This is a genomic window from Embleya sp. NBC_00888 (genome assembly GCF_045207655.1).
In the GTDB taxonomy this organism is placed as follows: Bacteria; Actinomycetota; Actinomycetes; order Streptomycetales; family Streptomycetaceae; genus Embleya.
The window spans coordinates 4,679,444-4,700,688 of sequence record NZ_CP108784.1; the positions used below are offsets into that span (position 1 = coordinate 4,679,444).

Annotated in this window: 20 protein-coding genes and 2 tRNA genes; 14 read left to right on the forward strand and 8 right to left on the reverse strand. The window is 71.1% G+C overall.

The genetic code is table 11. The features are described 5' to 3' along the window. Nucleotides 1–64 precede the first annotated feature (64 nt). The 6 genes from OG948_RS19670 (at nucleotide 65) to OG948_RS19695 (ending at nucleotide 7,008) form a co-directional block, all read left to right on the forward strand. Complete coding sequence (locus OG948_RS19670; protein WP_402235761.1) at nucleotides 65–1,417, forward strand: aspartate aminotransferase family protein; 1,353 nt, start codon at nucleotides 65–67, stop codon at nucleotides 1,415–1,417. Between the two features lie 285 nt (nucleotides 1,418–1,702). Continuing rightward, nucleotides 1,703–2,425, forward strand: a complete 723-nt coding sequence (locus OG948_RS19675; protein WP_406297778.1) for a GntR family transcriptional regulator — start codon at nucleotides 1,703–1,705, stop codon at nucleotides 2,423–2,425. A gap of 73 nt (nucleotides 2,426–2,498) precedes the next feature. Next, on the forward strand, nucleotides 2,499–3,101 hold the full coding sequence (locus tag OG948_RS19680) for a hypothetical protein (protein ID WP_355545100.1): 603 nt from the start codon (nucleotides 2,499–2,501) through the stop codon (nucleotides 3,099–3,101). A 37-nt stretch (nucleotides 3,102–3,138) separates the two neighbouring features. Then, a complete protein-coding gene (gene purD / locus OG948_RS19685; RefSeq protein WP_406297779.1) occupies nucleotides 3,139–4,419 on the forward strand; it encodes a phosphoribosylamine--glycine ligase in 1,281 nt (426 codons plus the stop codon). 191 nt (nucleotides 4,420–4,610) lie between these two features. Continuing rightward, nucleotides 4,611–5,987, forward strand: a complete 1,377-nt coding sequence (locus OG948_RS19690) for a hypothetical protein (protein ID WP_406297780.1) — start codon at nucleotides 4,611–4,613, stop codon at nucleotides 5,985–5,987. A 118-nt stretch (nucleotides 5,988–6,105) separates the two neighbouring features. Then, nucleotides 6,106–7,008: a phosphoribosylaminoimidazolesuccinocarboxamide synthase gene (locus tag OG948_RS19695; protein WP_406297781.1), complete on the forward strand. Its 903-nt coding sequence runs from the start codon at nucleotides 6,106–6,108 to the stop codon at nucleotides 7,006–7,008. Between the two features lie 171 nt (nucleotides 7,009–7,179). Here OG948_RS19695 and OG948_RS19700 read toward each other — a convergent pair. From OG948_RS19700 to OG948_RS19710, 3 genes are all read right to left on the reverse strand, one after another. After that, nucleotides 7,180–7,255, reverse strand: a tRNA-Gly gene (locus OG948_RS19700). 91 nt (nucleotides 7,256–7,346) lie between these two features. Beyond that, nucleotides 7,347–7,418, reverse strand: a tRNA-Gly gene (locus OG948_RS19705). Between the two features lie 212 nt (nucleotides 7,419–7,630). Beyond that, nucleotides 7,631–7,957 carry an Lsr2 family protein gene (locus OG948_RS19710; RefSeq protein ID WP_126636576.1) on the reverse strand — a complete coding sequence of 109 codons (327 nt, stop codon included), beginning with the start codon at nucleotides 7,955–7,957 and terminating at the stop codon, nucleotides 7,631–7,633. Nucleotides 7,958–8,455: 498 nt separating this feature from the next. Here OG948_RS19710 and purS point away from each other — a divergent pair, with 498 nt between their 5' ends. Genes purS through purL form a run of 3 tightly spaced genes read left to right on the forward strand, consistent with a single transcriptional unit; the run spans nucleotide 8,456 to nucleotide 11,636 of the window. Further along, complete coding sequence (gene purS / locus OG948_RS19715; RefSeq protein WP_391589184.1) at nucleotides 8,456–8,713, forward strand: phosphoribosylformylglycinamidine synthase subunit PurS; 258 nt, start codon at nucleotides 8,456–8,458, stop codon at nucleotides 8,711–8,713. Then, a complete protein-coding gene (purQ, locus tag OG948_RS19720) occupies nucleotides 8,710–9,387 on the forward strand; it encodes a phosphoribosylformylglycinamidine synthase subunit PurQ (protein WP_406297782.1) in 678 nt (225 codons plus the stop codon). The genes purS and purQ overlap by 4 nt, the downstream gene beginning before the upstream one ends. Further along, nucleotides 9,387–11,636: a phosphoribosylformylglycinamidine synthase subunit PurL gene (gene purL / locus OG948_RS19725; protein ID WP_406297783.1), complete on the forward strand. Its 2,250-nt coding sequence runs from the start codon at nucleotides 9,387–9,389 to the stop codon at nucleotides 11,634–11,636. The genes purQ and purL overlap by 1 nt, the downstream gene beginning before the upstream one ends. Before the next feature lie 42 nt (nucleotides 11,637–11,678). On the opposite strand, the gene OG948_RS19730 is transcribed toward purL, so the two are convergent. The 3 genes from OG948_RS19730 to OG948_RS19740 form a co-directional block, all read right to left on the reverse strand. Continuing rightward, complete coding sequence (locus tag OG948_RS19730; RefSeq protein WP_406297784.1) at nucleotides 11,679–12,248, reverse strand: hypothetical protein; 570 nt, start codon at nucleotides 12,246–12,248, stop codon at nucleotides 11,679–11,681. A 118-nt stretch (nucleotides 12,249–12,366) separates the two neighbouring features. Beyond that, the gene (locus OG948_RS19735; protein WP_406297785.1) at nucleotides 12,367–13,269 is read right to left on the reverse strand and encodes a hypothetical protein; all 903 of its coding nucleotides are present in this window, start codon (nucleotides 13,267–13,269) and stop codon (nucleotides 12,367–12,369) included. After that, on the reverse strand, nucleotides 13,254–13,601 hold the full coding sequence (locus OG948_RS19740; protein WP_406297786.1) for a hypothetical protein: 348 nt from the start codon (nucleotides 13,599–13,601) through the stop codon (nucleotides 13,254–13,256). Before OG948_RS19740 ends, OG948_RS19735 begins: the two co-directional genes overlap by 16 nt. Nucleotides 13,602–13,706: 105 nt before the next feature. Here OG948_RS19740 and OG948_RS19745 point away from each other — a divergent pair, with 105 nt between their 5' ends. The 3 genes from OG948_RS19745 (at nucleotide 13,707) to purM (ending at nucleotide 17,273) form a co-directional block, all read left to right on the forward strand. Further along, nucleotides 13,707–14,495: a sterol carrier family protein gene (locus OG948_RS19745; protein ID WP_406297787.1), complete on the forward strand. Its 789-nt coding sequence runs from the start codon at nucleotides 13,707–13,709 to the stop codon at nucleotides 14,493–14,495. A 37-nt stretch (nucleotides 14,496–14,532) separates the two neighbouring features. Further along, nucleotides 14,533–16,089 carry an amidophosphoribosyltransferase gene (gene purF, locus OG948_RS19750; protein WP_406297788.1) on the forward strand — a complete coding sequence of 519 codons (1,557 nt, stop codon included), beginning with the start codon at nucleotides 14,533–14,535 and terminating at the stop codon, nucleotides 16,087–16,089. Between the two features lie 110 nt (nucleotides 16,090–16,199). After that, nucleotides 16,200–17,273: a phosphoribosylformylglycinamidine cyclo-ligase gene (gene purM / locus OG948_RS19755; protein ID WP_406297789.1), complete on the forward strand. Its 1,074-nt coding sequence runs from the start codon at nucleotides 16,200–16,202 to the stop codon at nucleotides 17,271–17,273. A gap of 195 nt (nucleotides 17,274–17,468) precedes the next feature. Here the strand turns inward: purM and OG948_RS19760 are convergent, their stop codons facing one another. Together OG948_RS19760 and OG948_RS19765 are read right to left on the reverse strand one after the other, a co-directional pair. After that, nucleotides 17,469–17,720 carry a DUF3073 domain-containing protein gene (locus OG948_RS19760; RefSeq protein WP_020555620.1) on the reverse strand — a complete coding sequence of 84 codons (252 nt, stop codon included), beginning with the start codon at nucleotides 17,718–17,720 and terminating at the stop codon, nucleotides 17,469–17,471. 239 nt (nucleotides 17,721–17,959) lie between these two features. Further along, on the reverse strand, nucleotides 17,960–19,060 hold the full coding sequence (locus OG948_RS19765) for a Leu/Phe/Val dehydrogenase (protein WP_406300301.1): 1,101 nt from the start codon (nucleotides 19,058–19,060) through the stop codon (nucleotides 17,960–17,962). 147 nt (nucleotides 19,061–19,207) lie between these two features. Here OG948_RS19765 and OG948_RS19770 point away from each other — a divergent pair, with 147 nt between their 5' ends. Beyond that, on the forward strand, nucleotides 19,208–20,089 hold the full coding sequence (locus tag OG948_RS19770) for a hypothetical protein (RefSeq protein ID WP_406297790.1): 882 nt from the start codon (nucleotides 19,208–19,210) through the stop codon (nucleotides 20,087–20,089). 534 nt (nucleotides 20,090–20,623) lie between these two features. Continuing rightward, nucleotides 20,624–20,830: a developmental transcriptional regulator BldC gene (bldC, locus tag OG948_RS19775; protein WP_020555617.1), complete on the forward strand. Its 207-nt coding sequence runs from the start codon at nucleotides 20,624–20,626 to the stop codon at nucleotides 20,828–20,830. Nucleotides 20,831–21,245 lie beyond the last annotated feature (415 nt).

Below are 21,245 nucleotides of genomic sequence, written 5' to 3' on the forward strand. Positions count from 1 at the left end.
GGGCCCCGTGATCGTTGACAACCTGCAGGTTCGGGCGGCGTTTGTCCGCCCGTAGGGTGGCCGCATGAGCACTCTGGACCCGGCGGCCGGGAAGGCCGTCTACGACGCCGACCGCGCCCATGTCTTCCACTCCTGGTCCGCACAGGGGCTCATCAGCCCGCTGGCGGTCGCGGGTGCCGAGGGTTCCTACTTCTGGGACTACGACGGCAACCGGTACCTGGACTTCGCGTCCCAGCTGGTCAACACCAACATCGGGCACCAACACCCCAAGGTCGTCGCGGCGATCAAGGCGCAGGCCGACAAGCTGTGCATGGTCCAGCCGGCCTTCGCCAACGACGCCCGCAGCGAGGCCGCGCGCCTGATCGCCGAGCTCGCGCCCGGCGACCTGAACCGGGTCTTCTTCACCAACGGCGGCGCCGAGGCGAACGAGAACGCGATCCGGATGGCGCGCCTGCACACCGGCCGGCACAAGGTGCTCTCCACCTACCGCTCGTACCACGGCGCCACCGCCAACGCGATCGCGCTGACCGGCGACCCGCGCCGCTGGCCGAACGAGACCGGCGTGTCCGGCATCGTGCACTTCTGGGGCCCGTACGCCTACCGCTCCGCCTTCCACGCGGACGGCGAGGCGCAGGAGTGCGAGCGCGCGCTGGCGCACCTGGAGAACACCATCGTGTTCGAGGGCGCCGCCACGATCGCCGCGATCGTGCTGGAGACCGTGGTGGGCACCGCCGGCATCCTGGTGCCGCCGGCCGGCTACCTCGCCGGTGTCCGGGCGCTGTGCGACAAGTACGGGATCATCCTGATCGCCGACGAGGTGATGGCCGGATTCGGCCGTACCGGCGCGTGGTTCGCGGTGGACAACTGGGGCATCACGCCCGACCTGATCACCTTCGCCAAGGGCGTCAACTCCGGATACGTCCCGCTCGGCGGCGTGATCATCTCCGACCGGATCTTCGAGACCTTCCGCGAGCGCCCCTACCCCGGCGGCCTGACCTACTCCGGTCACCCGCTCGCGTGCGCCGCCGCCGTCGCGACGATCACCGCGATGCGCGAGGAGAAGATCGTCGAGAACGCCAAGTCGCTCGGCGAGAACGTGATCGGCCCCGAACTGCGCGCGATGGCCGAGCGGCACGCGAGCATCGGCGAGGTGCGCGGGCTCGGCGTGTTCTGGGCGATCGAACTGGTCAAGAACAAGGAGACCCGCGAGCCGCTGGTCGCCTACAACGCCGCCGGCCCGGCCGCGCAGCCGATGAACGAGTTCACCGCGGCCTGCAAGGCCCGGGGCCTGTGGCCGTTCGTGAACATGAACCGCACCCACGTGGTGCCGCCGTGCACGAGCACCGAGGCCGAGGTCAAGGAGGGCCTGGCCATCCTGGACGAGGCGCTGACCGTCGCGGACGCGTTCTGCGTCTGACCCCGTCCTGATCAATCGTCAGGTTTCGGTCGACCGCCCGGGTCGCCCGGACCGGACCGCCGAGAGAAGCCGTACCCGCACCCCGACCGGTGCGGGTACGGCTTTTTCGCGTGCCCTCGGTGCGATCCCCGGGCACCCGGCGGCCGACTCCCGACGTCGCGGGCGAAATCGGATGGGCACGTTGCTCCCCAAATCGGATATCCGTTCATATGATCGACGCGATCGACTTGATCGGACGGGTGCCCGTCGGCGCGACGGTGCCGACGGCCGGCGAGAAGAGACCGCGTGCAGTCGGCACAGGGCAGTGTTTTAGACGGCGGCCTGCTTTTCGGCGTGGCCGATCCCACCGGCGGGCAGGCCCCGTTGCGGCGGACCAGCCTGCGCCAGGAGATCGCCGAGGTGCTCAGCGACGATCTGGTGACCGGGCGACTGGCCGCCGGTACCTCGCTCACCGTCAACGAGACCGCGCAGCGTTTCGGGGTGTCGGCAACCCCCGTACGCGAGGCGCTGATCCAACTGGCCGCGCAGGGCCTGCTGCTCGGCGGCCACCACCGCGGCTTCCAGGTGTGCACCTTCACCTGGACCGACTTCGCCGAGATCGTCGAGTCGCGCCGACTTCTGGGCGTCCCGCTGATCGGCCGGGTCGCGCGCACCGCGCCGGAGGAGGCGATGCCCACACTGCGCTCGCTGGGCGACCGGCTCGACGGCGCGCGCTGGAACGGCGACGTCTCGGAGGTGGCCCTGCTCGATCGCCGCTTCTTCGGCGAACTCGGCCGCTGGAGCGGCAATCGCCGACTGGCGGACGTGCTGGCCGTGTTGCGGGTCCAGGCCTGGATGTACATCGTTCCCTACCTGCGCGAGGCGCCGCCGACCGAGTCCGGTTGGGGCCGCTACCGCGAACTCGCCGACCGGGTCGCGCGACGCGACGCGGAGGGCGCGATGGCCCTGATGCGCGACTACACCTCGGTCGGCCGCCGGCTCGCCCGCGAACTCGCGGACGCGCGCTGACGATCGCCGTGCCCCAGGGCGGTACGGTGGCGCCCTGAACGCCACCCGCACCGACAAGACCGGGAGCTGCACCGTGGATTGCGACGTCTGGCTCGTTCCGCTCGTGGACGCGCTGTGTCACAACCCGGAGAATCCGTTCCGCGACGAACTGGCCGCCTACGACGCCGCGCTCGTGGGCAACGGCCTGCCGGCCGTGCCGGTGCGCACGTGGCAGCCGGGCACCGCCGAGGTGCGTCTGGCCGGCGCGTTCGACCACGAGTCGCTGCACTACCTGCGCCGCGCCTACCTGCTCCACCGCACGGGGTTCCCGGTCACCCCGGTGGAGCAGCTGGGCGAGGACTACGACCGCCTTCTGGAGACCTTCGAGGCCGCCGCCCAGTTCTCCCACCTGGTCTGGCACTACGACCACGCCGGCGCCTACCTGCCGGTCGACTTCCCGCAGCCGCTGATGGACGACCCGCTGCCCGAGGACGGCGGGCCGCTGGGATCGAGCCTGGGCATGCTGCGCGAGCTGGAGGACCTCGCCCCGTACATCGGCGTGGACCTGCTCGACCCGCCCCGACCCACGCCCACCTACGACGGCGCGCCGTTCGCCCGCGAGCGATTCGTGTGGGCGACCCTGTACGCCGCCGCCCAGGAGAGCGTGACGCTGGGCGCGATGGTGGTCTTCGCCTGAGTTCGATGCCCGCCGCGCGCCCCACTAGGCTGCCGGTGTGAAGGTCCTCGTGATTGGCAGCGGTGCCCGTGAGCACGCGCTGTGCCGCTCGCTCTCCCTCGACTCCGCGGTCTCCGCCGTCTACTGCGCGCCCGGCAACGCCGGCATCGCCCAGGTGGCCGAGCTGCGCCAGGTCGACGCCCTCAACGCGGGGGACGTCGCCGACCTCGCCCAACGACTCGGCGTCGACCTCGTGGTCGTCGGCCCCGAGGCGCCGCTGGTCGCCGGGGTCGCGGACGCCGTGCGCGCACGGGGCATCGACTGCTTCGGCCCGTCCGGCACCGCCGCGCGCCTGGAAGGCTCCAAGGCGTTCGCCAAGGAGGTGATGGCCGCGGCCGGCGTGCCCACGGCGCGCAGCTACCTGTGCACCACGCCCGAGGAGGCCGACCGCGCGCTGGACGCGTTCGGGCCGCCGTACGTGGTCAAGGACGACGGCCTCGCCGCCGGCAAGGGCGTCGTGGTCACCGACGACCTCGAGGTCGCCCGCGAGCACGCCGCGTCCTGCGACCGCGTGGTGATCGAGGAGTTCCTGGACGGCCCCGAGGTCTCGCTTTTCGTGCTGTGCGACGGCAACGACGTGGTCGCGCTCCAGCCCGCCCAGGACTTCAAGCGGGTCGGCGACGACGACGCCGGCCCCAACACCGGCGGCATGGGCGCCTACACCCCGCTCCCGTGGGCCCCCGAGGGCCTGACCGAGGATCTGGTGCGCACCGTCGCCCAGCCCACCGTGGACGAGATGCGCCGCCGCGGCACGCCGTTCTCCGGCGTGCTGTTCATCGGCCTGGCGCTCACCTCGCGCGGCCCGCGCGTGATCGAGTACAACTGCCGGTTCGGCGACCCGGAGACCCAGGTCGTGCTGGCGAGCCTGGCCACTCCGCTGGCCGGCGTCCTGCGCGCGTCCGCGACCGGGCGCCTGGGCGAGCTGGAGCCGCTGCGCTGGCACGAGGGCGCCGCGGTGACCGTCGTGGTGGCCGCCGAGGACTACCCGGCCACGCCGCGCACCGGCGACCCGATCAAGGGCCTGGCCGAGGTCGCCAAGCTCCCGCACACCTACGTCCTGCACGGCGGCACCCGTCGCGGCGAGGGCGGCGAGGTGCTCTCCTCCGGCGGCCGGGTGCTCTCGGTGACCGGCACCGGTGCGACCCTGGAACAGGCCCGCGAACGTGCGTACGAGGGTGTCGCGCTGATCGGCCTGCCCGGCTCGCACCATCGCACCGACATCGCGGCCAAGGCGATCCGGGGCGAGATCAGCATCGCGGACGGCGTCCCGAACGGCTGAATTCGGCCGTTCGGTCCCGTCATCGGTCGGCTCAAACCCACGCAGCCGTCCGGCCCCGGATCTCACTCGCAGGGATGGTGTTCGGCCCGAAGGGGCTGAACACCCGAACTCGTCGCATTATCGTGCGAGCACCGCGGGTCGTGACCGACGACCCGGACGAGTGATCCCCGGATCCAGGATCGGATGGGGCGATGCGTGTGGGCGAGTCGGCCGAACCACTGGCGCTGGCCGAGGCGCGCGCGCGGGCGCGGGCGGTGCTGTGGGTGCGCAACGGCGCTGTCCTCGCCGCGCTCACGGCCGCCGGCCTGCTGCTCTACGGCGCCTCGCGCAACTTCGGCGAGAGCGCCCCGGGCACGCTGCTGGCCACCCTCGCGATGGCCCTGGTGGCGGTGCTCGCGTGGGTCGCGCTCGACCTCGCGCTGGTGCGCAGGACGGGTGTCCCGGCCATCACGCTGGGCCCGCGGGACGCCCCGGAGCTGCACGCGATGGTGCGCGAGCTGGCCGAGGAACTGCACGTGCCGACACCCGACGGCATCCGGTTGTGCCCCGAATGCGACAGCTGGCTGGAACCCGACGCCCGCCGGCGCCGGCGCACCGTGCTGGTGATCGGCGCGCCCTTCCTGTGGTGGCTGCGGGTGGGCGAGCTGCGCGCGCTGCTCGCCCCGGTCGTGGCGGGCACCGAGGCCTCCGCCGAACCGGCCGTCGCGGGCGCGCGGCGCTGGGTGCGCCGGCTGGACGCGGTCGCCGACGTGCGCCGCCCGCTGGGCCCGGTCCCGCTGCGCCCGGCCCGCCGGGCCTCCCGCGCGTTCGCCCGCCAACTGCTCGGCCTGTGCCAGGGGCACGCCGAACTGATGGAGCGCGAGATCGCGGTCGGCGCGGCGGCGCTGGCCATCCCGCTGGAGCCGGAGCTGCGGGCCACCGCGCACGAACAGGTCGGCCTGGCCTACGCGGGCTGGGACCGGCTGCTGACCCGGCTCGCCGCCCCCGCGTGGATGATCGGGCGGCACCCGGACGCGCTGATGGCGGGCGTGGTGTCGGCACTGACCGAGCTCTCCCGACGGGACAAGCTCGCGAACGCGTTCGGCGCGCGCCTGGCCGAGCGGCCCGCCAGCGACCTGCTCACCGACGCGGTCGCCATGGACGGCGAGATCTCCCGCCTCGCGGCGGGCATCTTCGCGGACGGGCCGACCCCGGACCCGGTCGACTGGGCGGAGTACCCGGAGGCGGTCATCGAGCCGGTCTGGCGGGCTCGGGCCGAGGCGTTCGCGGCCCCGGTCGACGACGCCCTGGCGGTCCTGCGCCGGGATCCGGACGAGGACCACCGCAAGGCCGCCGACCACCTGTTCGCGGTGGTCGCGTGCGCGGCCCTGGACACCGGCCAGATGCACCCGGCGGTGGACTGGCTGGACGGCCCGGTGCTGGTCGACGGAAGCGGCCACGCGGTCGACCTGGCGACCCTGATCACCCGCGCCGTCGACGAGGGCAACGACGCCCCGCTGCGCACCTGGTTGGCCCGGATCGGCATCGCCACCCGAGAGCCGGTGCACCCGGGCGGCTCGGCCGCCTGAGGCGTGCCCTCGTCGGCGCACGGCCGCGACCGGTCGACGCCGTCGGGGCCGTCGGGGCGTGGAAGGCGGCGTGAAAGACTCGCCTCACCCACCACGACCCAAGAAAGCGCTGGTTTCAGTGAGCGGATTCGTCACCAAGCCCGAGCCGGTCGAGGTCCCCGGTCTGACCCACATCCACACCGGCAAGGTGCGCGACCTGTACACCGACGCCGAGGGCAACCTCGTGATGGTGGCCAGCAACCGGATGTCGGCCTTCGACTGGGTCCTGGACCCGGAGATCCCGGAGAAGGGCCGGATCCTCACCAGCATGTCGCTGTGGTGGTTCGACCTGCTCGCGGACCTGTACCCGAACCACGTGATCTCCACGGAGGTGCCGGCCGGCGCCCCCGCCGACTGGGCCGGCCGCGCGCTGGTGTGCCGCCGCCTGGACATGGTGCCGGTGGAATGCGTCGCCCGCGGCTACCTGACCGGATCCGGCCTGGTGGAGTACCGCGCCTCGCGCACGGTGTGCGGCATCGCGCTGCCCGAGGGCCTGACCGACGGCTCCGAACTGCCCACGCCGATCTTCACCCCGGCGACCAAGGCCGAGGTCGGCGAGCACGACGAGAACGTCTCGTACGAGTACGTCGCCGAGCAGCACGGCGCCGAGTTGGCCGCCACGCTGCGCCGGGCCACGCTGGCCGTGTACGGCCGGGCCCGGGACATCGCCCGCGAGCGCGGGATCATCCTGGCCGACACCAAGTTCGAGTTCGGCCTCGACCCGCAGGGCGGCCTCGTCCTGGCCGACGAGGTGCTCACCCCGGACTCGTCGCGCTTTTGGCCCGCCGACGAGTGGGAGCCCGGGCACGCCCAGCCGTCCTTCGACAAACAGTACGTGCGCGACTGGCTGGCGTCGCCCGAGTCCGGCTGGGATCGCGCGGCGGACACCCCGCCGCCCGCCATGCCCGAGGCGGTCGTGCAGCGCACGCACGAGAAGTACGTCGAGGCGTACGAGCGTCTGACCGGACGGCGCTGGGCCTGACCCGGTAACCCGATCCGTCGTCGGCCCCGGTCGCCCCGGGCCCGACGACGGATCGGTCGGCCCACGGGCGGTGCGCCGCATTCCGCGGGGCCGACCGGCACGAACGACAAGCGCGGACGACAAGCCCGAACGACAAGAAGGCCGGATCACAGGAGTGATCCGGCCTTCTTATGGAGCGGACGACGAGATTCGAACTCGCGACCCTCACCTTGGCAAGGTGATGCTCTACCAACTGAGCCACGTCCGCACGACTCGGGGTTTCGGCCCCGCGTTGTGTCCCAACCCTACCCGATCCGCGGAGGTGGTTGCCACCGACCTCGGTTCGAGGGGTCGAGCAGAGCAGGCGACAGGAATCGAACACTGCGTCTCCCCCTTGGAAAGGGGGCGCTCTACCACTGAGCTACGCCTGCGTGTGTTCCCCGGTTTCCCGGGTGCAAGAGAACTCTATAGGACCCTCGGAGGTGCCAAGTACGCTCCGGAGTCGGATCGCTACAGATGTCCGTGTTTGCCGGAAAAGTTCTTCCGGGACGGCCCGGCCCCCGTCCCGCCGACAGGCGCGGAACGGGGGCCGAAAGGCCCGGTCGGGCGTCGATCGAGCCCGACGCCCGGGACGGTGGTGCCGTCAGTTGGCGGTGTTGGCGGCCTCGAATTCCGCGTACACGCGGGCCGGGATGCGCCCGCGGGCGGGCACGTCCATGCCGCGGGCCCGGGCCCAGGCCCGCACCGCCGCGGGGTCGGAGGTGACGGTCGTCTGGCGGAACGGCTTTCCCGTGCGCGCGGTGCGCCGCGCGACCGCGAGATAAGGAGCCAGGGCATCCCGCATCTGCTGAACGTGCTCTTCCGAAAGGTCGATTTCATACGACTTGCCGTCGAGGCCGAAACGGATGGTTTCCGTGGCCTCGCTTCCGTCGATGTCGTCGTGCAGGCTGACGACTACACGCTGGGCCATGGCGGTGTCCTCTCGGGTGATAGCACCGAGGCGAAAAACAAAACTACATTGCCGAGTCTAAGCGCTAAACGCGAACCGTAGCGGTGTCGTCCGCTGTTCTTCGGTTCGGTAAGCGCTAATTTACCGGTCGGTGATTCGTTTTCACGATACGCGAGATATTCCTCTCGCCGCGCGCGCACGGGCGTGTCCGTGGGCTGGGCCGATGCGTGATCCACAGCCTGTGGACAACGTAACGGCGAGTCGACCTCGTGCGAGCCCCGAGTGGGGTGCATTGCCCGTTTGGCGGCGATTTATTGACATCCCGACCGGGCCGACCCCCCTGTGGACAACTCCAAAGCTGTGGATAACTTGGCGCCGGAACGGCCTCCCGGAGCCGGCCGGTACCCTGATACCGCCGATCCATCGGGTGCCGGCGTCGACCGGCCCGATCCAGCAGCAGGGTCCGAACCCCCGTATCCCGGATACGGACCGGCCCGAACCATCACAGTGGGAGTGCCTGTGGCACGCGTCGTCGTCGACGTCATGCTCAAGCCGGAAATCCTCGATCCCCAGGGGCAGGCCGTGCAGCGCGCGCTGCCGCGTCTGGGATTCGACGGAATCACCGACGTCCGCCAAGGCAAGCGTTTCGAACTGGAGCTGGAGGGACCGGTCGACGAGGCCGCCCTCGCCCGCATCCGCGAAGCCGCCGAGTCGTTCCTCGCCAACACCGTGATCGAGGACTTCGTGGTCCGCGTCGAGGCGGAGGAGGGGAAGTGACGATCCGCGTCGGCGTCGTCACCTTCCCCGGCTCCCTCGACGACCGCGACGCCCGGCGCGCGGTGCGTATCGCCGGCGCCGAGCCGGTCGCCCTGTGGCACAAGGACAAGAACCTCCAGCAGGTCGATGCGATCGTCCTCCCCGGCGGTTTCTCGTACGGCGACTACCTGCGTTGCGGTGCCATCTCGCGCTTCTCGCCGGTCATGGAATCGGTGATCGAGCAAGCGCGGGCCGGCCTTCCGGTATTGGGCATCTGCAACGGTTTCCAAATTCTTTGCGAATCCCACCTGCTGCCGGGCGCGCTCACCCGGAACGACCACCTGCACTTCATCTGCCGCGACCAAAAGTTGCGCATCGAGAACGTCTCCACCGCGTGGACGTCGGACTTCGCGCCGGGGCAGGAGATCACCGTTCCGCTCAAGAACGGTGAAGGCGGTTTCGTCGCCGACGAGCGCACCCTGGACATGTTGGAGGCCGAGGGCCGCGTGATCGCGCGCTACCTCGACGTCAACCCGAACGGATCGCGGCGCGACATCGCCGGCATCAGCAATGCCGCCGGGAACGTGGTCGGTCTGATGCCGCACCCCGAGCACGCGGTCGAACCGCTGACCGGTCCGACGACCGAGGGCCTCCCCTTCTTCACCTCGATCCTGAAGCGCCTGGTGAACGCCTGATGAGCCTGGACACCGTCAAGAACGCGGTCGACCACCCCGAGGTCGAGCAGCCTTTCGCCGAACTCGGCCTCAAGCCCGACGAGTACGCGCGCATCCGGGAGATCCTCGGCCGTCGGCCGACCTCCTCCGAACTGGCGATGTACTCGGTGATGTGGTCCGAGCACTGCTCGTACAAGTCGAGCAAGGTGCACCTGCGCCAGTTCGGCGACAAGATGCCCGCCAACGACGCGATGCTCGTGGGCATCGGCGAGAACGCCGGCGTCGTCGACGTCGGCCAGGGCTACGCGGTGACCTTCAAGGTCGAGTCGCACAACCACCCGTCCTACGTGGAGCCGTACCAGGGCGCCGCGACCGGCATCGGTGGCATCGTGCGCGACATCCTGGCGATGGGTGCCCGCCCGGTCGCGGTGATGGACCCGCTGCGCTTCGGCGCGGCCGGGCACCCCGACACCCGGCGCGTGCTGCCCGGCGTGGTCGCGGGCATCGGCGGCTACGGCAACTGCCTGGGCCTGCCCAACATCGGCGGCGAGATCGTCTTCGACCCCTGTTACCAGGGCAACCCGCTGGTCAACGCGCTGTGCGTGGGCGTGATGAAGCACGAGGACATCCACCTCGCGCAGGCATCCGGCGCGGGCAACCTGGTGATCCTGTACGGCGCCCGCACCGGCGGCGACGGGATCGGCGGCGTCTCGGTGCTGGCCTCGGAGACCTTCGACGCCGACGGCCCGGCCAAGCGCCCGGCCGTCCAGGTCGGCGACCCGTTCCAGGAGAAGCTGCTGATCGAGTGCACCCTGGAGCTGTTCCGCGAGCACCTGGTCGCGGGCATCCAGGACCTCGGCGGCGCGGGCCTGTCCTGCGCGACCTCCGAGCTGGCCTCGGCCGGTTCCGGCGGGATGCGGGTCGAGCTGGACACCGTCCCGCTGCGCGACCACACGCTCTCGCCCGAAGAGATCCTGATGAGCGAGTCGCAGGAGCGCATGTGCGCGGTCGTGGAGCCGGCCCACGTGGCCCGCTTCATGGAGATCTGCGACAAGTGGGACGTGATCGCCACCGTCGTCGGCGAGGTCACCGAGGGCGACCGGCTGGAGATCTACTGGCACGGCGAGCAGATCGTCGACGTGCCGCCGCGCACCGTCGCGCACGAAGGCCCCGTCTACGAGCGGCCGTTCGCGCGCCCGCAGTGGCAGGACACGCTCCAGGCGGACGCCGCCGAGCGGTTGCCGCGCCCGGGGACGGCCGAAGAGCTCAAGGCCACCCTGCTCGAGGTCGTCGCGTCGCCGAACCTGGCGGACAAGTCGTGGGTCACCGACCAGTACGACCGCTACGTCCTCGGCAACACCGTGCTGGCCCAGCCGGAGGACTCCGGCATGGTCCGGATCGACGAGGAGACCGGCCTGGGGGTCGCGCTCGCCACCGACGGCAACGGTCGCTTCTGCAAGCTCGACCCGTACATCGGCGCACAACTCGCGCTGGCCGAGGCGTACCGCAACGTGGCCACCACCGGTGCCAAGCCGCTGGCCGTCACCGACTGCCTCAACTTCGGCTCGCCCGAGGACCCGGCGGTGATGTGGCAGTTCGCCGAGACCACGCGCGGTCTCGCGGACGCGTGCCAGATCCTGGGCACACCGGTCACCGGCGGCAACGTGTCGTTCTACAACCAGACCGGCGAGACGGCGATCCACCCGACGCCGGTGGTCGGCGTGCTGGGTGTGATCGACGACGTCGAGCGGCGCACGCCGATCGGCTTCGCCGAGGAGGGGCAGATCATCCTGCTCCTGGGCGACACGCACGAGGAACTGTCCGGCTCGGCGTGGGCGCAGGTGGCGCACGACCACCTGGGTGGCCTGCCGCCGAGGGTCGACCTGGAGCGCGAGCGGCTGCTCGCCGAAATCCTGATCGCGGGTTCGCGGGACGGCATGATCGACGCCGCGCACGACCTCGCCGACGGCGGTCTGGCCCAGGCGCTGGTCGAGGCGTGCCTGGCCGGTGGCCACGGCGCCCGGGTGGTGCTGGCCGAGGACCTCGACCCGACCGTCGCGCTGTTCAGCGAGTCGGCGGGCCGGGCGATCGTCGCGGTGCCGCGGAGCGAGGAACTGCGCTTCTCCGACATGTGCAAGGTGCGCGGCCTGCCGTGCGCCCGGATCGGTGTGGTCGACGGTGACACGCTCGACTTCCAGGGCCACTTCACGGTGGCGCTGAGCGAGCTGCGCACCGCTCACGAGGAGACCCTCAAGGGCCTGTTCGGCTGATCGGCGACATCCAGTGCCCGTGCGGGGTGCCTCGTGCACCCCTCACGGGCACTGCTGCCTTTCGGCCTTCAGGTTGCGATCGAAGCTCACCCGCACGGGAGTTCCCTGCGACAGCGTGTACTCCAGCGTGCGGTTGTCCAGGAATCGCACGCCCGTGATCGTCGCCCTGTCGCTCTCGCACTCGCTCAGGATGCTCGTGCTCCGATCCAGCCCCGCACTCAGCCGGATGTCCAGGTCGTAGGTCGGTTCGATCGAGTACGAGGCCGCGTCGTCCACCCGTACCGCCCGAATCCGGCCGTCCGGCGACACCGCCACGACCTTCCCGGCCGGGCGATCGTCCTGGGTGAGTGCGGTGACCACGGCGCCGAGGGCCATCACCAGCCCGGCCACGAACGCGAGTCCCAGTGCCGCCACGCGGACCACGAAGCCGCGGAACGTGGCGGCGACCTCGATCCCGATCAGGCAGAACCCGAGCGCGGCCGGAACCACCCCGCCGATCAGGATCCCCCGGTCGAACACGTCCAGGTTCCACGGATTGGCCGCCGCGACCCGCCACGTGATCAACGCCACGACGGCCGGCCCCAGCAGCAGCGTTCTGCGGACGATCACCACGATGGAGACCGCACGTCGTGTGGCGCCGGCGCCGGCGCTTGTCCTGCTGCTCGATTCCGCGCCGGACCTCGTCCCCAGGCGCATTGCCCACCCCCGTCGGCGCGGCGGGACCGCGCCGCTACGTCCCCAATCGGTACGGCCGGAAAGTACCGTGCCCGGACCAGTACGGGTAGGGAATTGTGTCATGGTGCGCGCCCTTCGAGGCGCTCTCCTCGTACGCGTGATACCTCGTGTGCGCCGCGTCCGCCCAGCCCGCGAAGATCAGCGTGTGCCCGGCCGCGCCTGGCGCGGTGTCGAGCAGGATGTCCCCGGGACGCAGGTCGTCCTTGCCGATCGGGTGCGACACCTCCGGGAGGGTCACCGTGGTCAGCCCCGGTGGCGGCAGGCCCCAGGCCATCGAGACCAGCCCCGAGCAGTCCGTGCGGTAGCCATCGTGCAGCCCGGTCATGCTGTAGCCCAGCCGCAGGTCGGCCCACCGCTTCGCGCGGGCCACGATCTCCTCCCCGTCCGGCGTGGGCGAGCCGTCCGGTGGGGCCGCCGCGCCCGCCGCGCCCGCCGCGCCCGACACGACCGACGTGATGCGGGCGATACCCGAGCCGCGGCCCATCGGCCGGATCGTGACCGGGCCGTGGAATGCCTCGGGCAGCACGAACGGCGGCTCGGCGACCCGGACCGACGCGGCGGGCGGCGGTGGGGGAGCGGGACCGGCCGGCACCAACTCCTGCAACCGGGTCGCCGCGGTCGTGTCCACCTCCGCGTACGCCCGGGCGCTCTCGGTCAGCCGGTCGGCCAGATCCACGCCGGTGCGCTCGGCCCGATCCAGCGTCTCCACCGCGTCGCGCAGCCGGGCGCGCAGCACCTCGAAGGTCGCCGGCGCCAGCGGCCGGCTCGCCGCGACATCCACCGCCGCGACCCGCTCGCGCAGCGCCCACACCTCGCCGGCGACCGCGCGCAGCCGGCCCGCGAGCGCCACCAGCGCGTCCGGCACCGCGGCGAACCCGGCGGTCACCGCGTCGCCCACCGCTCGTCCAGCCAGGCCGCGCTGCCGCCGGCCGGAAGACGCTCCTGCGCGTCCGGCCCGGCCGCCGCCCGGGCCGCCCGCTCGTTGGCCGCGATCCGGGCCAGCGCCGCCCGCATCGCCGCAGCGTGGGCCCGCAGCGCCTCGACCACCGCGAGCACGGCCGGTTCGGTCGCCGCGCACTCGCGGCGCCAGGTCTGCGCCCGGGCCGCGAAGGCGTCCGCCGCGGTGCCGTGCCACTCGATGGTCACCGGCCCGGGCCGCACCCGCTCACTCGCCGCCGCCAACTCGCTCGCGATCGCCTCGACCCGGTCGGGGTCGCCGTAATTGCTCATGTGCCCAGCGTGACGACGCGGGCGCCCGGCCGGGCGCCCGCGCGGCGAATCGGTGCAGAAACGAATCGCCTGCTCGTCCCCGATCGAGCCCTCTAATCTGCACCCATGACGAGCCGCCCCGCCGCCCCGCGCCCCCGCAAGGTCGACCCGGTCAAGGTGCGCGCCGCGCTGATCGCGCAGTGGCACGCGATGGTGGAGGTGACGTCCCGGCTGACCCCGGCCCAACTCGCCGCTCCCTCCGGGCTGACCGGCTGGTCCACCGCCAACCTGGTCGGCCACCTGGCCGCGAGCGTGCAGGCGGTGCCGCGTTGGCTCGCCGAGCCGATCCCCAGCGGGCCCCCGATCACCGTCGAGCAGTGGGCGAACGGCACCTCCGCGCACGCCGCGGTGGTCTCCGCCATCGCCGACGACATGGCCGAGGCCGGCCACACCCCCGCCGACTTCGTGGACGACGCGATCGCCGCCCTCGACGGCGCCCCGGACACCCGGATCACCATCACCCGGATCGGCCCGATGCGGGTCGCCGACATGCTGGTGACCCGCCTGGTGGAGGGCGTCGTGCACTGCGACGACCTCGAACGCGCGACCGGCGAGCCGTTCCCGCACGACCGGCACGCGCTGGGCACCGTGATCCGCGCGCTGGCCGACGCGCTGGCGACCCGGGCCCCCGGACATTCGGTCGAGGTCCGCGTCCCGCCGTTCGCCGTAGTGCAGTGCGTCACAGGCCCCCGGCACACTCGGGGCGTTCCGCCCAACGTGGTCGAGACCGACCCCAGGACCTGGCTCCGCCTCGCCACCGGCCGCCTGACCTGGGCGGACGCGGTCGAGGACGGTCGGGTTCTGGCCAGTGGAGAACGCAGCGACTTGTCCGGATACCTGCCACTGATGGGGTGAACCGCGACCGATCCGGCCCTGTCGTAGACTCGATCACGTGCCACGTGGCGATGGACGACTCAACCACGATCTCTTCCCCGGCGAGAAGGGCCCGCAGGATGCCTGCGGCGTCTTCGGCGTTTGGGCCCCCGGCGAAGAGGTCGCAAAACTCACCTACTTCGGTCTCTACGCATTGCAGCACCGCGGAACGGAATCCGCCGGCATAGCTGTGAGCAACGGATCCCAGATCCTGGTCTTCAAGGACATGGGCCTGGTTTCCCAGGTCTTCGACGAAACCACTCTGGGCTCGCTCCGCGGGCACATGGCCGTCGGCCATGCCCGCTACTCGACCACCGGTTCGTCGGTCTGGGAGAACGCCCAGCCGACCTTCCGGGCCACCGCGACCGGCAGCATCGCGCTCGGCCACAACGGAAACCTCACCAACACGGGTGAGCTGTCCCGTCTGGTCGCCGAGCAGGGCCCCGATCGCGGCGAGCTCAACTATCCCTACCAGGGCCGGATCGAGGCCAGCAGCGACACCGATCTGCTGACCTCGCTCCTGGCCGGCAGCCCGGACCTGTCCCTGGAACAGACCGCGATGCAGGTGCTGCCCAAGATCAAGGGCGCCTTCTCGCTGGTCTTCATGGACGAGACCACGCTCTACGCCGCGCGCGATCCCCAGGGCATCCGGCCCCTCGTGCTCGGTCGGTTGGAGCGCGGCTGGGTGGTCGCGAGCGAGACCGCCGCACTCGACATCGTCGGTGCCTCGTTCATTCGCGAGATCGAACCGGGCGAGCTGATCGCGGTCGACGAGCACGGCCTGCGCACCCGACGCTTCGCCGAGGCCAAGCCCAAGGGCTGCGTCTTCGAGTACGTCTACCTGGCCCGCCCCGACACCACGATCGCCGGCCGAGGCGTCTACGCGTCCCGGGTGGAGATGGGCCGACGGCTGGCCCAGGAGTTCCCGGTCGACGCCGACCTGGTCATGCCGACCCCCGAATCCGGCACCCCCGCCGCGATCGGCTACGCCGAGCAGTCGGGCATCCCCTACGGCAACGGCCTGGTCAAGAACTCCTACGTGGGTCGCACCTTCATCCAGCCCAGCCAGACCATCCGGCAACTGGGCATCCGGCTCAAGCTCAACCCGCTGCGCGAGGTCATCCAGGGCAAGCGGCTGGTCGTCGTCGACGACTCCATCGTGCGCGGCAACACGCAGCGCGCGCTGGTGCGGATGTTGCGCGAGGCCGGCGCGGCCGAGGTGCACGTGCGCATCTCCTCGCCGCCGGTGAAGTGGCCGTGCTTCTTCGGCATCGACTTCGCCACCCGGGCCGAGTTGATCGCCAACGGTCTCTCGGTGGACGAGATCGCCAAGTCCCTCGGGGCCGACTCGCTCGCCTACATCTCGATCGACGCGATGGTCGAGGCGACCACCATCCCCAAGGACCGGCTCTGCCGGGCCTGCTTCGACGGGGAGTACCCGATCGAGCTGCCCGACCCCGAGCGGCTGGGCAAGCACCTCCTCGAAGGCATCGAGCAGACCGTCCGCACCGACGTGGACGGCGTGCAGGCCCTCCTCGGCGGCGGCGGGGCCGAGGACGCGCTCCGCCGTCCCTGATCAGCCGAGTCCCGAGTTCTCTCCTTCGGATCGTCGCGTCGCGTCCCCACCGGGGCCGCGACGGGGCGCCCCGAGAAGATCCACCGACCCGACCCGAAAGGGCCGCCGCCGTGAGCGACCAGTCCACCCCCACCCCCCGCACCGCGACCTATGCCGCCGCAGGCGTCGACATCGAGGCCGGTGACCGCGCCGTCGAGCTGATGAAGCAATGGGTCGGCAAGGCCACCCGGCCCGAGGTCGTCGGCGGCCTGGGCGGCTTCGCGGGCCTGTTCGACGTGTCCGCGTTCAAGCGGTACGAGCGCCCCCTGCTGGCCACCGCGACCGATGGGGTGGGAACCAAGGTCGCCATCGCGCAGGCGATGGACAAGCACGACACGATCGGCCACGACCTGGTCGGCATGGTCGTCGACGACCTGGTCGTGTGCGGTGCCGAGCCGCTGTTCATGACCGACTACATCGCCACCGGCAAGGTCGTCCCCGAGCGCATCGCGGCGATCGTCAAGGGCATCGCCGAGGGCTGCGTGCTGGCCGGCTGCGCGCTGGTCGGCGGCGAGACGGCCGAACACCCCGGCCTGCTCGACCCGAACGAGTACGACGTCGCGGGCGCCGGCACCGGCGTCGTGGAGGCCGACGGCCTGCTCGGCGCGGAGCGGGTGCGCGAGGGCGACGTGGTGATCGCGATGGCCGCCTCCGGCCTGCACTCCAACGGCTACTCGCTGGCCCGGCACGTGTTCTTCACCATCGCCGGCTGGAAGCTCGACCGCGACGTGCCGGAACTGGGCCGCACCCTCGGTGCGGAACTCCTCGAGCCGACCCGGATCTACTCGCTGGACTGCCTCGACCTGGCCCGACGCACCGACGTGCACGCGTTCTCGCACGTCACCGGCGGCGGCCTGGAGGCCAACCTGGCGCGCGTGCTCCCGGCCCACCTGGACGCCCGCCTGGACCGTTCGACCTGGACCCCGGCGCCGATCTTCGGCCTGGTCGGCTCGCTCGGCGACGTGGCCCGCGCCGAACTGGAGAAGACGCTGAACATGGGCGTGGGCATGGTCGTGGTGGTCGCCGCGGACGCGGCCGACGCGGCCCTGGCGGTGCTCGCCGAGCGCGGCGTGCCGGCCTGGATCCTGGGCGACATCGTCACCGGCTCCGGCCGGGCCGTACTGAGCGGCGATCACCGGGCATGACGAAAGCACCCGCGGCGGTTGCCGTCGTCCCGGATCGGGACGGCGGTACCTCCGTGGGCGCGTTCGCGAACACGCCAAACGGCCCGGGGTCGAGTAGTCGTCCTACTCGGTCCCGGACCGGGCGGTGTCACAGCGCACGGGCGCCCCGGCTGAATTGGGCGTTGTCTCCCGTGCTCGAAGAAGAGGAGCGGGGCGTCAACGATGGCGCGATCGGCCGTCGTCTTCCTCGTCCTCGTCATCGTTGTAACGAGCCGAATACCCCGCGTAGGGGTCGTCGAACTCGTCTTCACTCGTGTCGTCGTCAACCTCTGGCTTGCCGATCGGCAAGTCGGTTGGCGACGACGCGCCCAGCTCTTCAGCCAGACGGCTCAGATCCGTACCGCCGCTGTTGTACTTCAGCTGGCGGGCGACCTTTGTCTGCTTGGCCTTGGCCCGGCCGCGCCCCATGGCTCGACCCCCTCAACGACGGGGCTCACGGCCCCGGGTCTTGACACGCGTTCATAGTCAGGGACGGTTCGATGACGCTTGAGAACCGGCCCGTAGGGGATTAACGGTACCTGCTTCCGCCGCCGGACGGTACGTCGCATGGGTGACAGCGGGGCTCGGACCCCGACCGGGCTCTGCCGTTCCGGCTGGTCAGGGGCCTGATCTGGGGTCCTTTGCCGGGTCTGACGATACCGTGTCGGTCAGGTTTGGAGGTAGATGTCACGCAGGCGGCCCACATCCGCCATGCGCCGCTCGGCCAATCTGTCCGCCGCGACGACCGGTGGCACGCCCTCCTCCTCGGCCGACGCGAAGATCTTCGCGGTGATCGCGCGGATGCCGCCGGCCTTGCGCTTGGCCCGCTCGAAGTCGAATCCGTGCCGCTCGTCGGCCACCTGGATCACCCCGCCGGAGTTCACCACGTAGTCCGGCGCGTACAGCACGCCGCGCTCGGCGAGCGCCTTCTCGATGCCCGGATGCGCCAGTTGGTTGTTGGCCGCGCCGCACACCACGGCCGCGGTCAGCACCGGGACGGTGACGTCGTCGAGCGCGCCGCCGAGCGCGCAGGGCGCGTACACGTCCAGGTCCGGGACGCGGATCAGGGTGTCGGTGTCGGCGACGAAGTCCACCTCGGGGTGCTCGTGCCGCACCCGCGCCACGGCGCGCTCGTCGACGTCGGTTATCACCACCGAGGCGCCGTCCGCGAGAAGGTGCCCGACCAGGTGCCGGCCGACCTTCCCGACGCCCGCCACGCCCACCCGGCGCCCGCGCAGCGTCGGACTGCCCCAGCGGTGCTCGGCGGACGCCAGCATGCCCTGGAAGACCCCGTACGCGGTCAGCACGGACGAGTCGCCCGCGCCGCCGTTCTCGGGGGAGCGGCCGGTGACGTAGGCGCACTCCTTGGCGACCACGTCCATGTCGTCGACGTAGGTGCCCACGTCGCACGCGGTGATGTAGCGACCACCCAGGGACTGGACGAAGCGGCCGTAGGCGCGCAGCAGCACCTCGGTCTTGTCCCGGGTCGGGTCGCCGATGATCACGGCCTTCCCGCCGCCGTGGTCGAGTCCGGCGAGGGCGTTCTTGTAGGCCATGCCGCGGGAGAGGTTGAGGACGTCCGCGACGGCCTCCTCCTCGCTCTCGTAGGGGTGGAACCTGGTGCCGCCGAGGGCGGGTCCCAGGGCACTGGAGTAGATCGCGATGATCGCGCGCAGTCCGCTCGCGCGGTCCTGGCAGAAGACGACCTGTTCGTGGCCGGTCGACCTGCCGAACACCAGGCCCGACGTCGTGCCGTCGGGGCCTTCCATCCTGTCGGTCACTGTGGTGACTCCATGGGATCGTGGTGACGTTGGTGCCGCGCGGATCTGCGCGGCGGTTCAAGCCTAGAACCCGTGCGGATCACCGGGTTGGACCTTCTCCACGTCGGGGCCCGCCCGACGTGCCAAGATTCCCTCGTGCGGACTTCGGTGGTTGCCCCCTACGCGGCGTACCTGCGGGTGTACGAGCCGCTTGCCGCGTTTCCCGAACCGGAACGCGAGCGGTGGGCCGCCTACGCCGCCACACAGCCCGCAGGCACCCCCGCGTCGCCCGAGGCGCCTTCGCCGGCCGGGCTGACCGCGCAGGAGCACCGGAGCGGCCTGGAGAACCTCCTGGCCACCCCTCCGGTGATCGCGCCGCCGCACGAGAGCGAGGACGCCTACGTGCACGTCCTGGACGGCGTCACGGTGATCTGCCCGCGGCAGACCCGGCTGCGCTGCTGGACGGCGCTGGCCGAGTTGCGTCGGGAGTATCCGGCGGCGGTGCTGGACGTGTTCTGGCCGCGGTTGGTGATCGACCAGGCGCACGTCGAGCACGAGCGCTGGAAGTCCGCGCATCCCGACGTGCAGCCGCACATCCACAGCAGCACGTGGCACGTCCCGGTGCGCTGGTTCGTGCTGTTCGCGCCGGACGAGCGGGTCCTGGTGCCCGCGGCCGAGGGCGCGGCGGCGGGACCGGGCGAGCTCTACTACCGGACGCCGATGGTGCAGGCCCGGCGGCGGGTGGCCCGGGCGCTGAAGGTGCTCCGCGAGACGGTCGAGGACGGCGCGCTGATCACCGGCCTGGAGAGCGTGGGCCGCTGGCTGGAGGAGTTCCATCCGCGCGCGCTGGTCGAGCTGGACTACGGCGGTCTGGTGCGACTGCTCGGGTCGGGCGATCCGGCCGCCGAGAACTCGGTCGCGGACGTCGCGGAGGGCATCGCCGCACTGGGCTCCGGTGACGGAGCGCGAGCATCGGCCGCCTACCGCAGGATTACGGAGCGTTGGCAATCGGTACGTGCCCTGGAGCACGCGAGCTGAGCAAGCGTCCGCATTTCATGAAGTTTCGGCGTGACCGTCGTCACTCTTTCGTGTTCAGTCACCCCGTGATCTGAAAGCCTCTCAACCTGCTGGTTCGAGTTGTGGGACTCCCAGCCCTCCAGGTTGACGGAGATCGACTCACAACAGGGTGCATACGCCAGCGAATGGTTCGTATATGATGAAAAGGACAAACCAGATGTAGTCGGTCTGGCCGGGTCGAGTCATCGGGGATACTTCGTTGCTGGTGGGGCGGGGTGGACACGAGGGGTCGTTCGGGCTCGAGTGACTCATCGTCACAGTCGGGTGACTGTCCGCTATGCCTGGTCCTTCGGGATCGCGTGGCTTGAACCCTGGGATGCCAATTCCGGCGGTTTGACCAACCGGGTGCGGCGGATGGTGTACTTGTACTGTGAAGGACAAGCCGTTCGTCCTATAACCGACTTGGCCCTCGTGAACTATTTAGGACATCGTGGGTCAAGGTGCAGAATTTGAAGAAAGAACCGTGTTGGTTCGGTTCTCCCGAGGAGGCCGCTCATGACCGCTCGTACGCCTGATGCCGAGCCGCTGCTGACGCCGGCCGAGGTTGCCAGCATGTTCCGCGTCGACCCCAAGACGGTGACGCGCTGGGCCAAGGCCGGCAAGCTCACGTCGATCCGCACGCTCGGCGGACACCGTCGCTACCGCGAGGTGGAGGTCCGCGCCCTGCTCGCGGGCATTCCGCAGCAGCGCAGCGAAGCCTGAGGGCTGCGTCGAAAAGCTTTTCCCCTGAGTGCTGCACCGGATCCCGCCGGGTCCGGTGCAGCACTCTTTTTGTGTGCCCGGAAGTGCCCCGCGAGTGCCTGTGAGTCCCACTCCGCGTCCGCACGGTCGCAGGAGGTGGGAGCGGGGGGAGTGGGCGGGACGCCGCTCCGGTGCCGCTCCGGTGCCGCTCCGGGACGTGTGTCGGGGTCGCGGCGCGGTCGGATCCGGGTCGACCGGGGGCTCCGGAGGGCCTCGCTCGGCCGTTTCCATCCGGGAATCCCTACGGCGGCCAGTAAAATATCACATAGAATGCGCGGTCGATTTCCGGCCGCCGACGAAAACTATTGCCGTTCAAAACAGTGACCTTGGTCACACGGCGGCTCCGTGCGTGCTTCGTCGGGCCGCTCGCGGCAGT